Below are 12085 nucleotides of genomic sequence, written 5' to 3' on the forward strand. Positions count from 1 at the left end.
TCATCAGCTGCGCCCCGGGGCCGAGCCGGACGTCCGCCCCGAGAGTGATCGCCGCATCGTCCATGAGGAAGGCATTCGCATTGACGAAGGCGCGCTCTCCGAGCTGGATGTTCGTGCCGTAGGTGCACTGGAAGCGCGGGACCACCGTCGCCCCCTCCCCCACGACACCCAGCATCGCGGTCAGCGCATCACGCCGCACCTCGTCCTCATCGGCCCTCGCGCCGTTGAACGTGTCCAGCAGTCGCCAGCAGTCGCGGCGTCGGGCCTGCAGCTCGGGGCCATCGAGATACCACTCGCCGCGCGCGAGCCGTTCAGAGTGCGTGTCCATCACTCGATCATCGCAGGAAGCGCAGGCCACCCTGACAAGCCACCACGGATGGTCTCCGGGGCCTCATCGAAGCAGGCTCCTGCGAGTCCGCCCTCAGGAGTGCCAGAGGATGTAGTCCACGATGAAGTACAGGATCGCCGGTGAGATCAGCTCGAGGAGCCCCAGCGGGATGGTCCACCACGATCTCCCCCGGACGGAGACGATGAGCGACACGATCCCCAGCACCGGCACGAAAAGGTAGACGCCACTGTTCACGAGGGGTGCGGTGACGCACAGCGCCACGGACACCGCGAAGATGACCAGCGCGAGCCTCGTCCCCGAGTACGGCTCACGCGCAGCAGCTTCGCCTGTCGTCTCCACCTGGTCAGGCTAGCCATGCGGACCTCCAACCACACGATCACCGTCTTCGCCCGAGGAGGGGGCGAGGGAAAACGGCCGTGGAATGCCCGACTCAGCTCGCGCAGAGGTCGGTGTCGGCGGACCTCGCCGCGATCTCGATCGGCGTCACGTCGGAGGGCTCCTGCGGGCCGGCCGGGGAGCCGGTGGGGGATGCAGTCGTTGCGGGAGCCGTCGATCCGGGCCCGTCCACACCTTCGGTATCGCCGCCGTCATCCGCAGCGCTCCCGTCGTCCCCGCCCGACGACAGGAGAGGTACGTCGCGCCTGAGGTGCTCGAACACGGCATCGGCCTCCGCGGAGGGCACCACCCGATTGGGATCACCGGGCGCCGCTTCCCACGGCATGGTCAGGAAGGAGATGTCCTCCGTGGGGACGCGGGACACCCGGCTCCCGAGCGCCGCCATGTCGCCGATCCCGCTCAAACCCGGATCGACGGTGAGCGCCGAGGTGGTCGCGTCCAGGAAGGAGTAGAGCCGGTCGGGCCTCGCGATCACCTGCCGGCTCGTCACCTCCTGCACCACCGCGGACATCACCATCTGCTGGTGACCGAGGCGGGCGATGTCACTGCCGTCGCCCACGGCGTGCCGGGTGCGGGCGAGGGCCAGCGCATCCTTGCCGCCGAGGGTCTGCTGACCGGCGGGCAGATCGAGATCCGCCGCAGGGTCCTCCAAGGCATCGGGCAGGCACACGGGCAGCCCGCCGAGGGCGTCGATGATCGCCATGAAGCCCTCGAAGTCCAGCTCGACGAAGTGGTCGACCGGCACGCCCGTGAGCTCCTCCACCGCGGCGACGGAGCAGGCCGGACCGTAGTTCAGAGCGGCGTTGAGCATCCCGCGCCCGCCGGGGAAGCTCCCGTCGCCGGTGTCCTCGCAGGCCGGCAGGTCCAGGAGGGTGTCCCGCGGCAGCTGCACGGCGTCGATGCGGTCGTCGTCGGCCGAGAGATGGGCGAGCACCATCGCGTCGCTGCGTCGGGAGCCGTCGGCCTCCCCGAAGGACTCCTCGGCGAGGTCGCGGCTGTCGGACCCCAGCAGCAGGATGTTGAGATCCCCGTGCGCCGCACCGCGCTCCACGCTCGACCCGGCACGGAGCGGGGAGGTGGTGATGTTCCCGCTCAGCTGCCTCATCGTGGCGGCCGCGCCGACGCCCAGCACGAGCAGGCCCACGAGGGTGAGCACCGTCGCGATCCGTGCCGGTCGCAGCGCGATGGTCCGGCTCCCGAGCCGTCGGTGCTGGGGCTGCGGACGCCCCATCGGTCTCCTCATCGGTCGATCTCTCCTCGAGGCAACGCCCACGGTTGCGCCCTCCTCCACAGCTGTCTGGTCCTGGTCCGCTGACCAGGTCACCATGAGCAGGCGTGCTCCCTCCAATAGCTCGCGGGAGATGATCCATGCACCCGCGCTATGTGCGCACCGTCCAGCCAGGTCAGCGGGTGTTCGCAGCGACCTACCGCGCCTGGGGCTCTTCGGCCTCCATGAGCTCCAGGAGCCCGCCCAGCGCCGGGTTCCTGCGCCCTCCGGGACGGTGGATGATCCCGATGGCGCGCCGCACGGGTGAGCGCAGCGGGACCAGGCGGCCGCCGAACGCGGGTGCCGTGCGCGCGAGCACGTCGGGGACGATGGTGACCCCGTCGGACGCGATGCTCAGCGGCACGAGGCTGTCGCGCTGCGTGGTGGTGATGATCCGGGCGGGCTCGACGCCGAGCGACCGGTAGACGGTGTCGGGGAGCTGCCGGATGGAGGTGCCGCGTGGCAGGGTGACGAGCGTGCGCTCGGCCAGGTCAGCGGCGGACAGCGGCTCGCCGGCGGACGCCGCCTCGCCGGTGACGGCAGCTGCGGCCGACGGCAAGACGGCCGCGAACTCCTGGGCGGGCAGCGGACTCACCGCGAGGTCCGCGGGGACGCGGTCTATGACCCCCGCGGCGGCATGCGCCCTGCCCACGCGGACCGCCTCGAACAGCTCCTCCGCGTCCTCGACCGTGAACACCTCCACCCGCACCCCCGGATGCTCCTGGTGGAACCGGCCGACGAGATCGGTCAGGACGCTGGCCACGAGCGAGGGCAGTCCGGTCACGCGCAGCGAGCCGGTGCTCAGTGCCCTCGCGGACGCGGTCATGGCCACGATCGAGCCCATCTCCGCCAGCGCGCGCCGCCCGGCGGCCGCCACGTCCCGGCCGCTCCCGGTGAGCTCCATCCGTCGACCGACGGGAGTGAACAGGCGGATGTCCAGGGCGTCCTCAAGCGCGTGGATCCGGCGGGACAGCGAGGGCTGGGAGATCCGCAGGAACTCCGCCGCGGCCGTGAAGGAGCCGTGGTCGACCACCGCGATGAGCGCCTCGACCTGGGTGAGACTGGGCGCGGCGCCCCGGCCGCCGCGGGATCCCGCCGCGTCGCCCCGGGGAAGATCCTGTCCTGCTGCCGCCATCGTGACCCGCCTCCTGGTCGTCGTCGGACTGCAGGTCGAGGATACGGAACAGGACCCGGCGGCCGGTCGGTCGGATACCCGCACCCGCGTGACGGACACCACACATACTGATCCGTGAGGATCTCCGGCCCCATGACGTCTTCCTGGTGTCAGCATCCGCAGGCACCGGTGGAACCGGGCCGCATCGAAGGAGCACACCCATGTCGAACGCTTCCATCCCCCAGACCGGTCAGCAGCAGGAGCGCGAGGCGGCGCAGCGCGAGGCCGAGCAGCGCACGGCGCGCGAGCAGCAGCAGGTCGCCGTGCAGGAGAAGACGCCGCGCGGCCACCTGCAGACCGATCGCGGCGTGACCACGCTCGACGAGACCGTGGTCGCCAAGATCTCCGGCATGGCCGCGCGTGAGGTCCCCGGCGTCTACGACATGGGCAACGCCGTGCGTCGTGCGTTCTCCGCCGTCACCGACCGCATCCCCAACGGCCAGACCAACGTCACCGGCGGCATCGCCGTCGAGAAGGGCGAGACCCAGACGGCCGTCGACGTGACCGTGGTCGTGGAGTACGGCGCCTCGATCGTCGAGGTCGGCAACGCGATCCGTCGAAACGTCATCGATCAGGTCGAGAGCACCACCGGCCTCGAGGTCATCGAGGTCAACGTGAACGTCGTCGACGTCCACCTGCCCGGTGAGGACGCCGATCCGGCCGCCGAGCAGCGCAGCGCCGACCTGAAGTGATCCGCTCTGCGCAGGGCGGACCCGACCCCGTGCCCGCCCTGCGCCCCGCTCGAGGAGTCGTCATGAAGACATCGCAATTCGCCCTGCTGGTGGGGCTGCTGCTGGGCGCCGCCCTGGCGTTCGGCACGTTCGGCCAGTTCTTCCTGGTCCTGATCTTCGCCGCGATCGGCCGTGCCGTCGGCATGACGATCGAGGGCCGCATCGAGATCCGGGGCCTGACCGATCGCTGGAGGCGGTGACCATGTCCGCCGTCCACGGCACCACGGCCCCGGCCACCGAGCTGGAGGACCGCGGCACCACCACCTTCCCGGCGCAGGTCGTCGCCCGGATCGCGGAGCAGGTGGCCTCGGAGGTCCCGCACATCGGGTCCGACGCAGGCGGCGTGCTCGGCGTCGGGGCGAGGCGCGACTTCGCCTCCCGCCCGTCGGCCCGCTGCGACGTCTACGGCCGCACTGCCGTCCTCACGCTCGACGTCGGCGTCGACTTCCCCTCGCCGCTCGCCCCTGCACTCGGTGCGCTGCGTGAGCACGTGCGCGAGCGGGTCGAGCACCTGACCGGCCTGGAGGTGGGGCGTCTCGACGTCACGATCTCCTGGCTGAACCCGGCGACCCCGGCGAGGAGGGCCCTGCGATGAGCACCACCACCCCGCGCCGACTCGATCGGCGCCCCACCCGCAGCGTGCCCGTCGGCCTGCTGGGCCTGGTCGTCCTGGCGCTCGGCGTGCTCGCCGTCTGGCTGCTCGGTGCGTTCCTGATCGACGGCGCCTGGCCCACCTGGGCGCAGTCCCGCCTCCAGACGATCGGGGACCTGCGCCTGGATTCCACCCCGGTGCTCGTCACCGCCGGTGTGCTCGCCGTGCTGGGGCTGATCCTGCTCCTGGCCGCCCTGCTGCCCGGCCATGCCTCGCGCAGCCGCGTGCTGGAGGACGAGATCCCCGGACAGACCGCCGTCTCCCATCGTGACCTGGCCCGCCGGGTGACGCTCCGCGTGGAGCGGGTCGACGGCGTGCACAGCGCCCGTGCCGACGTCTCCGGACGCCGCCTGGACGTGCTGGTCCGCACCGTCGTCGACGATTCCGAGTCCGTGCTGCGGGCCGCCCGCACCGCCGTCGAGGAGTCCGTCGACGAGCTCCGCCCCGCCACCGCGTTCCGCACCCGCGTGCGGATCCGGCGGATGAACTGAGAGGAGAGATCATGCGTACCGTCTCCGGACCCCGCAACCGCCTGGTCCTCGTGCTGGCCGCCCTCGTCGCACTCGTCGCGGCCGTGTGGCTCGCCGCCGCATCGTTCGGCCTGGCGGACCGCTGGCCCGGCGCCGAGGCAGTCCTCCCCCACGCCGATTCGACCCCGGCCTCGCTCATCGCGGCCCATCAGGCCTGGGTCCTCCCGGCCGCCGTGGTGCTGACCCTTCTCGCCGTGGTGATCGGCATCTGGCTGCTCGTCGCCCAGGCCCCCTCCCGCCCGGCGACCGCTCCCCTGCGGTTCTCCGACGAGGACTCCGCGGCGCTCGGCACCCTCGAGCCCGCCGTGCTCGAGCGCGCCCTGTCCGAGCACGTCGAGGGGCTCTCCGGCGTGCTCGACGCCTCCGTGCAGGTCAGCGGCTCGACCACCTCTCCCTGGGTGCAGGCCTCGGTCACGATCTCCGAGGACGCCGAGACCGGCTGGGCGGCGCAGTCCGTCCGCGAGCTGCTCGCGGCGGACGTCCGCACCGTGCTGGGCGTCGAGGCCCGTCAGGTGGATCTGCTGGTCCACCTGCGCTCCTCGGCCGCCCCCTCCAAGGCCGTCGTGAGCGCCCGTGACCGCGGAGCGTCCGCCCGGCAGGAGGCGCCGGCAGGTTCCGGCATGGCGCCCGCATGACCCCGGAGACCACTGCGGAGGAGCGGGCCCTCGTCCTGCGGGCGCAGGACGGGGAGTCCGCCGCCTTCGAGCAGCTCGTGGACCTGCACCAGGGCCGCCTGTTCCGGATCGCGTTCATGGTGGTCGGCGACCGCCAGGACGCGGAGGACGTGGTCCAGGAGTCCCTGGTCCTCGCCTGGCGACGCCTTCACCTGCTCGAGGACCCGGCAGCCTTCCGCAGCTGGGTCGCCCAGATCTGCACCCGCCGTGCGACCGACGTGGTCCGGCGCCTGGCCCGCCGGGCCACCAGCACCGCGGCCGACGACGACCTCGAGGCGAGCTCCGGCGGCCCTGCCGAGGCTGCAGGCTCCTCCCGCGTGTCGCCCAACAGATCCTCCGCAGCCGACCCGGCTGCGAGCGCCCTGGTCAACGCCCAGATGCGCGCCCTCGCTGGAATCCTCGCCTCGATCGATCCCGCCCTGCGCACCTGCTGGGTGCTGCGGGAGATCGACGGGATGTCGTACCGGGAGATCTGCCGCGTCGTCGACGCGACGGAAGCCACGGTGCGCGGACGGATCGCCCGCGCACGCACCCAGATCGTCCGAGAGATGGAGGAATGGAGGTGAACCCCATGCCCTACCCCGACCAGGACACCCCTGACCCCGAGGAGCCCCAAGAGTCCGAGCAGGCCGCCACCGCGCGGTACCTCGACCTGATCCGCGCCGTGCACACCGAATGGGATGACCTGGAGAGCGCCGGCGACAGCTCGGTGCAGCTCTCCGCCGGAGCGCTGTCGACCATCAAGGAGTCGGTGCGAGCCGACGCCCGCCACGGCGCCCACGTGCACATGCCGCCCACACCCGCCGGCCCGTTCACCGTGTCCGAGCTGACCCTGCGCACCCTGGTGCGCCGCACGATCGACGCGGTCCCGGACGCCCGGGCACTGCGCACGACGTTCGAGTACGCGGACGCTGAGTCCTCCGCTTCATCGGGGTCGTCCGGGTCGTCCGGGTCGACTGCGTCCTTCGGGTCGTCCGCACGCTCGCGCGGACTGCCCACCCGGGCGTCCTGCCGCCTCTCCGCGCGGCTCGGCACCCCGGACCTGCCCGCTCTGGCCGACGAGGTCCGCGCCGCGGTGCGCCTCGCCTGCGAGACGGACCTCGGCCTGACCGACCTGACCGTCGACATCCACATCGAGGATCTCCATGCACCCCGTCAGTCCCCAGCGCCCCATGAGCACTGAGCCCGCCCGGACCCCCGCCACCGGGGCCGCCGCCCTGATCGACGTGGTCACGGCCGTGCCCGGCGTGGTCGGTCTCGAACCCGGGATCGCGACCACGCTGCGCACGCTCGATGCGCGCCTGCGCCGCTCCACCCCCTCGGCCGCCCGCTACGGGCTGGTGATCGACCCGGGGACCGGTGACGTGATCGTCGAGATCAGCGTGGGCGGCCCGCTCCCGGTGCGCAGCGTGGTCGAGGAGGTGCAGCGCGCCGTCCAGCTCGCCGTGGGCGATCCCGCGACGGGGCGGCCCGAGGTGCTGGTGCGCGTGCAGTCCCTCTCGACGCCCTGAGCCCGGCTCAGTTGCTGACGGGGTCGTAATCCTTGTCGGACACGAACGCCTCGAACTGCTCCTCGCTGCCGTAGAAGAGGTTCGAATCCCCCGCGAAGGGACCGGATTCGGAGTACTGCCAGATCTCCCAGGCGTTCCAGGTGCCGGGGATCTCGACGCCCTCGGGCGGGTTCTCCGTGTACGCGGCCACGTGCAGCGGCACGTTCTTCGGGGCCCATTGCGGCCCCACCTGGTCGTCCCAGAACCAGGCGCCGGTGTAGACCACCGGGGTGCGGCCGGTCTCCGTGCGGTAGTGATCGACCCACTCGGTCACCCAGGCCTGGAGGTCCTCCCGACCGAGGCCCGTGGGGTTGGTCTCGACATCGAGCATGCCGGGCAGGGTGCGGCCGTCGTCGGTCCAGCCGCCGCCGTTGTCCAGGAAGTAGTCGCACTCGTCGACCGGTCCGCTGTTGCCGGGCTCGGCGTAGTGGTAGGCGCCGCGCACCAGACCGGCGTCGTAGGAGCCGCCGTACTGCTGCGCGAAGTACGGGTTGGGGTACCAGTTCCCCTGGGTGGTCTTGCAGTAGGCGAACCTCGAGCCGAGCTCCTTCTGGGCCGCCCAGTCGACGTTCCCCTGGTGCGAGGAGACGTCCTGGCCGCGGATCCCGGCGTCCTCCGCCCGGGCTCGTGCGGGCAGCAGAGCGGCGGACGTGCTGCCGAGGGCGACGGCTCCGGCCGTGCCGAGCAGCGCGGAGCGCAGCACGGTGCGACGGTCGATGCGGTGAGCGGGTCGGGTTGACATGGTGTTCATCTCGGATCCTTCCCTCCTCGTCGGGGCGGGCCTCTCGTCGGGACGGGCGGCCCCTGCTCGCCGCCCGATCCCCGCCGGGCGGTCCGGCGACGCTATCGAATCCGGGTGACGACGGACACACCCTTTGCCCGATGTTCATCGTCGGCGCGGGTCATGCCGAGGATTCCGGATCCCTACCGATCGTCGTCCGGGTCCGTGATCCGTGCCCCAGGGACCCGACGGACCGTGATCTCCGCCCCCGGGCGGACGTACCGTGTCGACGGGCAGATCCCTGCCGCCCCACTGCGCTAGCCTCTTTCGCCGCGCGCACAGACCCAGCCCCGGAGCACTTCCCACGATGAGCACGACCGCGAACGCCACCCCCGACACCACGCGACGGGCACCCGGGCTGAAGGCGCGGCACATCCACTTCATCGCGCTCGGCTCGGCGATCGGCACCGGCCTGTTCTACGGCTCCGCCGGGGCGATCCAGGCGGCCGGACCGTCGGTGCTGCTGGTGTACCTGCTCGGCGGCGCGGTCGTGTACTTCATGCTGCGGGCGCTCGGGGAGATGGCGGTGCGCATGCCGATCTCGGGCTCCTTCGCCGAGTACACCCGGCGCTTCCTGGGCGGCTGGGCCGGGTACATCACCGGCTGGATGTTCGCCTTCGAGATGCTCATCGTGTGCCTCGCGGACCTCACGGCGATCGCTATCTATATGCGCTTCTGGTTCCCCGACACCGCGCAGTGGATCTGGGTGATCCTCACGCTGCTGATCGTGGGGGCCGCGAACCTCGCCAGCGTGCGCTGGTTCGGGGAGCTCGAGTTCGTCTTCACGATCATCAAGGTCGCCGCGGTGATCGGGATGATCGTGGGCGGCGCCGCGATCCTCGTGCTCGGCCTCGGCGAGGGCGGCGGCGGGGATCCGCTGGCGAACCTCACGGCCGACGGCGGCTTCTTCCCGCACGGCGCCGGCGGCATGATCTCCGCGTTCATCCTGGTGCTGTTCGCCTTCGGCGGCACCGAGATCATCGGTGTGGCGGGCACCGAGGCGGAGGACCCGGCCACGGCGATCCCCAAGGCCGTGAACACCGTGCCCGTGCGGATCCTGCTGTTCTACGTGCTCGCGATCGGTGTGATCCTGCTGATCAACCCGTGGCGATCGATCACCGGCGAGGTGTCGCCGTTCGTGCAGATCTTCGACACCCTCGGCGTGAACTGGGCCGCCGCCCTGCTCAACGTCGTGGTGCTCACCGCGGCGCTCTCCGCGATCAACGCGGACCTCTTCGGCGCCGGCCGAGTCGTGGCGGGGATGGCCCGCGAACGCCTCGCTCCACGCGCGATGGCGACGACGGTGCGCGGTGTCCCCGTGGTCACGACCCTCTCGCTGCTCGGCGTGCTGGTGGTCGGTGTGGTGCTGAACTATGCGCTGCCCGCGGAGGTCTTCACGATCGTCGCGTCCCTGGCCACCTTCGCCACGATCTTCGTGTGGCTGATGATCCTGCTCGCGCAGGTCGCCTCCCGGCGCGGCATGTCCCGCCAGGAGCGCGCGGAGCTTGCCTTCCCGGTGCCGCTGTGGCCGGTCGGCCAGGTCTTCGCGATCGTCTTCATCGTGTTCACCTTCGGCATCATGGTGTGGCAGCCCGACTATCACACGGCGCTGCTGGTGGGCGCAGGGTTCCTGGCCGTCATGTCGCTCCTGTACGCCGTGACGATCGGTCGCCGCGCGGCCCGCGCCTGACGCCCGGCGAGACGCGCTGCTTCTGCAGGAGCAGTGGCAGCATTCCCTCGTCTCCTGTGAGGGGCGGCCAGAGATCCGCTGGAGTCCACGTACCTGCACGGCGGAATCCTCCCTAGGGTCGGCAGCGCCGATCCACGGTCCGAGGGATGCTCCGCGAGCTACCCTCTCCGTAACGGCCTCGGCAACCACCTGAGGTCCAGGCAGCGAGGGAAGCGCCGTGACTGCACACAACTGAATACGCTCGTCATCAACAGGGAAAGGGTGGGCATCGGGAGACACCCATGCCCATCGCACCCGGCCGGTCGAGCTCGTCACGCGACTTCAGGCTCCTCTGGCTCGCCCAGACGTCATCGTTGACAGGCGTCCAGTTCGGGATCGTCGCCATCCCTCTGACCGCGGTCCTGACGCTGGATGCGTCACCAGCCCAGGTCGGTCTCCTGACCAGCCTCAGTTCGGCATCGTGGCTCGTTCTCGGGGTGTTCGTCGGCCCGTTGGTCGATCATGTCCCCTTCCGGCGGTCCATCATCTTCAGCCATGTCCTGAGAGCCGCGCTCCTGGCCTCGGTTGCCGTCCTTGCGATGTCCGGCACGCTCGGCATGGCCTACCTCTATTGCGCGGTCTTCGCGGTGGGCGCCCTCAGCATGGTGTTTGAGACGGCTTACCAGGCATTGCTGCCCACCATGTCCGCACGAGACGAACTGGGGCCGCGCAACGGGAAGCTTGCCGTGACGGACGGGCTCTCGCGCACTGCGGGCCCATCCCTGGCGGGCTATGTCGTCGACGCTCTCTCGAGCTCCGCCGCGCTCCTCACGCAATCGGCCGGGTACGCCCTGGCCGGAGTCGCTACGGCATGCATGACACCGGCCGACGGGCAGCGCGGGGAGCGTCGACGCCTAAGCACAGGGTCGTTGCGCGGGACCGCGTCCTTCCTGTGGGGAGAGAAGACCGTCCGGGCGATGCTCCTCTCGGAGGTCGGATACCTCTATTTCTTCAATATCGCGTTCGCGGTGATCATGGTCTTCTTCGTCCGTGAACTCGGCATGACCGCGATGCTCGTGGGGTTGATATTCGCAGCAGGAAGCGTCGGAGGAATCCTCTCCGGCGTGGTGTCCGTCCACCTGAGTCATCTGCCCCTCAGACAGCACCTGATCGTCGGATCGACCGTGAGAGCGCTCGGCTTGGCCCTCATGCCTCTCGCAGTGTTCATGGATGGACAGGAGGTGTACTTCTTGGCCGGCGCACGATTTCTCAATTCATTCGGTTGGACGCTCTGGGAAGTTCGCAAGCGCACCGAGACACAGCTGCGATCCCCCGAGGAGAGGCTCGGTCGCATTCAGGGACTCTTCTTGTTCTGTTCCCGCAGCGGCGAGGCTCTCGGTGCCCTGACCGGTGCCCTCTCAGCGGCTCTGATCGGAACGATCCCGACGGTCGTCACCGGATGCTTGGGCTGCGTCCTTTCCGTGGCAGTGGCCTGGACGACGCCGCCGGTGCCCGCCCCGGACGCCGAGGGCCCCGACGCCGGTCACGGGAGCCCCTCATGAGCACCAACTGACCGGCGGCGGGGCCTTCGGGCACTGCCCGACCCACCTCGATTCTCAGGGCAGGCGGTTCGCCGTGGCGAGGTTCGCGCGCAGCTCGTCGGCCGTCTGCCGCACCACGTAGGCGGGACGGTCGCGCTCCACGCGCCAGGACTCGCTCAGCGGGCTCACGTCGACCGTGTCGAAGCCGATCTCGTCGTAGAGCCTCGTCACGAGCTCCACCGCTTCGGGGAAGTCGCTCGAGGTGGCGAGAGCACGCCGGTTCGTGGTCCCCGCCGGAGCAGTGTCCGTGGTGATGTCCGCGGAGAAGATGTGGTTGAACGCCTTGACCACCTTGGAGGTGGGGAGGTGCTCCTGCAGCATCTGCGAGGTGGTCGTCTCGCCCGCGTCCAGCGCGTCGATGTGGCCGTCACGCTCGAAGTAGTAGTTGTTGGTGTCCAGCACGATCTTGCCGGCGAGCGGCTCGACGGGGATCTGCTGGAGTGCCTTCAGCGGCACCGTCACCACGACGACGTCCCCTGCCGAGCCGGCCTCCTCCGCCGTCGCGGCGCGAGCCTTCGGGCCGAGCTCCTCCACGAGGTCGGCGAGGGTCTCCGGGCCCCGCGAGTTCGCGATCACCACGTCATACCCTGCCGTGAGGGCGGCCCGTGCGATCTGGCTGCCGATGTGTCCTGCGCCGATGATTCCCAGTGTTGTCATGGACGGTGCAACGCCGAGCAGCCCGTTCTGCTTCCCGGGTGGGGGCGAGGCCAT

Annotated in this window: 16 protein-coding genes; 10 read left to right on the plus strand and 6 right to left on the minus strand. The window is 70.7% G+C overall.

Annotation, left to right across the window (positions count from 1 at the left end; all coding sequences use genetic code 11):
• The 4 genes from ACT3T5_RS16585 to ACT3T5_RS16600 all read right to left on the minus strand — a co-directional run.
• Positions 1-328, minus strand: a 328-nt coding sequence (locus ACT3T5_RS16585; RefSeq protein ID WP_444594949.1) for a maltose acetyltransferase domain-containing protein, incomplete at its 3' end; no start/stop codon positions are given.
• Positions 329-421: 93 nt separating this feature from the next.
• On the minus strand, positions 422-688 hold the full coding sequence (locus ACT3T5_RS16590) for a hypothetical protein (protein ID WP_444594950.1): 267 nt from the start codon (positions 686-688) through the stop codon (positions 422-424).
• Between the two features lie 91 nt (positions 689-779).
• Entirely contained in the window at positions 780-1976 is a 1197-nt protein-coding gene (locus ACT3T5_RS16595; protein ID WP_444594951.1) for an LCP family protein, read from the minus strand.
• Positions 1977-2169: 193 nt separating this feature from the next.
• Positions 2170-3147 (minus strand): LysR family transcriptional regulator, encoded by a 978-nt coding sequence (locus tag ACT3T5_RS16600; RefSeq protein WP_444594952.1) that lies wholly within the window; start codon positions 3145-3147, stop codon positions 2170-2172.
• A 200-nt stretch (positions 3148-3347) separates the two neighbouring features.
• On the opposite strand from ACT3T5_RS16600, the gene ACT3T5_RS16605 reads away from it, so the two are divergent.
• The 8 genes from ACT3T5_RS16605 to ACT3T5_RS16640 all read left to right on the plus strand — a co-directional run bounded on the left by ACT3T5_RS16605 (position 3348) and on the right by ACT3T5_RS16640 (position 7284).
• Positions 3348-3878 (plus strand): Asp23/Gls24 family envelope stress response protein, encoded by a 531-nt coding sequence (locus ACT3T5_RS16605; protein ID WP_444594953.1) that lies wholly within the window; start codon positions 3348-3350, stop codon positions 3876-3878.
• A gap of 62 nt (positions 3879-3940) precedes the next feature.
• Positions 3941-4117, plus strand: a complete 177-nt coding sequence (locus tag ACT3T5_RS16610; protein ID WP_443416041.1) for a hypothetical protein — start codon at positions 3941-3943, stop codon at positions 4115-4117.
• Between the two features lie 2 nt (positions 4118-4119).
• On the plus strand, positions 4120-4512 hold the full coding sequence (locus ACT3T5_RS16615) for an Asp23/Gls24 family envelope stress response protein (protein WP_444594954.1): 393 nt from the start codon (positions 4120-4122) through the stop codon (positions 4510-4512).
• The gene (locus ACT3T5_RS16620; protein ID WP_444594955.1) at positions 4509-5060 is read left to right on the plus strand and encodes a DUF6286 domain-containing protein; all 552 of its coding nucleotides are present in this window, start codon (positions 4509-4511) and stop codon (positions 5058-5060) included. Before ACT3T5_RS16615 ends, ACT3T5_RS16620 begins: the two co-directional genes overlap by 4 nt.
• Positions 5061-5071: 11 nt before the next feature.
• Complete coding sequence (locus ACT3T5_RS16625; RefSeq protein ID WP_444594956.1) at positions 5072-5734, plus strand: hypothetical protein; 663 nt, start codon at positions 5072-5074, stop codon at positions 5732-5734.
• Positions 5731-6339, plus strand: coding sequence for an RNA polymerase sigma factor (locus tag ACT3T5_RS16630; RefSeq protein ID WP_444594957.1), 609 nt, complete (start codon positions 5731-5733; stop codon positions 6337-6339). Before ACT3T5_RS16625 ends, ACT3T5_RS16630 begins: the two co-directional genes overlap by 4 nt.
• 5 nt (positions 6340-6344) lie before the next feature.
• Positions 6345-6956 (plus strand): hypothetical protein, encoded by a 612-nt coding sequence (locus ACT3T5_RS16635; protein ID WP_444594958.1) that lies wholly within the window; start codon positions 6345-6347, stop codon positions 6954-6956.
• Entirely contained in the window at positions 6946-7284 is a 339-nt protein-coding gene (locus tag ACT3T5_RS16640) for a hypothetical protein (protein WP_343925169.1), read from the plus strand. Before ACT3T5_RS16635 ends, ACT3T5_RS16640 begins: the two co-directional genes overlap by 11 nt.
• Before the next feature lie 7 nt (positions 7285-7291).
• On the opposite strand, the gene ACT3T5_RS16645 is transcribed toward ACT3T5_RS16640, so the two are convergent.
• Positions 7292-8074 (minus strand): GH25 family lysozyme, encoded by a 783-nt coding sequence (locus ACT3T5_RS16645; protein ID WP_444594959.1) that lies wholly within the window; start codon positions 8072-8074, stop codon positions 7292-7294.
• 337 nt (positions 8075-8411) lie between these two features.
• On the opposite strand from ACT3T5_RS16645, the gene ACT3T5_RS16650 reads away from it, so the two are divergent.
• The gene (locus ACT3T5_RS16650; protein WP_444594960.1) at positions 8412-9794 is read left to right on the plus strand and encodes an amino acid permease; all 1383 of its coding nucleotides are present in this window, start codon (positions 8412-8414) and stop codon (positions 9792-9794) included.
• A 281-nt stretch (positions 9795-10075) separates the two neighbouring features.
• Positions 10076-11335, plus strand: a complete 1260-nt coding sequence (locus ACT3T5_RS16655) for an MFS transporter (protein WP_444594961.1) — start codon at positions 10076-10078, stop codon at positions 11333-11335.
• 54 nt (positions 11336-11389) lie between these two features.
• Here the strand turns inward: ACT3T5_RS16655 and ACT3T5_RS16660 are convergent, their stop codons facing one another.
• Entirely contained in the window at positions 11390-12085 is a 696-nt protein-coding gene (locus ACT3T5_RS16660; RefSeq protein ID WP_444577074.1) for an NADPH-dependent F420 reductase, read from the minus strand.

The sequence above is a fragment of the Brachybacterium sp. AOP3-A1-3 genome (genome assembly GCF_052378285.1).
In the GTDB taxonomy this organism is placed as follows: Bacteria; Actinomycetota; Actinomycetes; order Actinomycetales; family Dermabacteraceae; genus Brachybacterium.

Bases quoted from the DNA above. Each gene is read 5' to 3' on its own strand.
- ACT3T5_RS16625 (WP_444594956.1), top strand. From the start codon at position 5,072: ATGCGTACCGTCTCCGGACCCCGCAACCGCCTGGTCCTCGTGCTGGCC.
- ACT3T5_RS16595 (WP_444594951.1), bottom strand. From the start codon at position 1,976: ATGGGGCGTCCGCAGCCCCAGCACCGACGGCTCGGGAGCCGGACCATC.
- ACT3T5_RS16645 (WP_444594959.1), bottom strand. From the start codon at position 8,074: ATGAACACCATGTCAACCCGACCCGCTCACCGCATCGACCGTCGCACC.
- ACT3T5_RS16635 (WP_444594958.1), top strand. From the start codon at position 6,345: ATGCCCTACCCCGACCAGGACACCCCTGACCCCGAGGAGCCCCAAGAG.
- ACT3T5_RS16650 (WP_444594960.1), top strand. From the start codon at position 8,412: ATGAGCACGACCGCGAACGCCACCCCCGACACCACGCGACGGGCACCC.
- ACT3T5_RS16640 (WP_343925169.1), top strand. From the start codon at position 6,946: ATGAGCACTGAGCCCGCCCGGACCCCCGCCACCGGGGCCGCCGCCCTG.
- ACT3T5_RS16620 (WP_444594955.1), top strand. From the start codon at position 4,509: ATGAGCACCACCACCCCGCGCCGACTCGATCGGCGCCCCACCCGCAGC.
- ACT3T5_RS16655 (WP_444594961.1), top strand. From the start codon at position 10,076: ATGCCCATCGCACCCGGCCGGTCGAGCTCGTCACGCGACTTCAGGCTC.
- ACT3T5_RS16600 (WP_444594952.1), bottom strand. From the start codon at position 3,147: ATGGCGGCAGCAGGACAGGATCTTCCCCGGGGCGACGCGGCGGGATCC.
- ACT3T5_RS16630 (WP_444594957.1), top strand. From the start codon at position 5,731: ATGACCCCGGAGACCACTGCGGAGGAGCGGGCCCTCGTCCTGCGGGCG.
- ACT3T5_RS16660 (WP_444577074.1), bottom strand. From the start codon at position 12,085: ATGGCCTCGCCCCCACCCGGGAAGCAGAACGGGCTGCTCGGCGTTGCA.
- ACT3T5_RS16615 (WP_444594954.1), top strand. From the start codon at position 4,120: ATGTCCGCCGTCCACGGCACCACGGCCCCGGCCACCGAGCTGGAGGAC.
- ACT3T5_RS16605 (WP_444594953.1), top strand. From the start codon at position 3,348: ATGTCGAACGCTTCCATCCCCCAGACCGGTCAGCAGCAGGAGCGCGAG.
- ACT3T5_RS16610 (WP_443416041.1), top strand. From the start codon at position 3,941: ATGAAGACATCGCAATTCGCCCTGCTGGTGGGGCTGCTGCTGGGCGCC.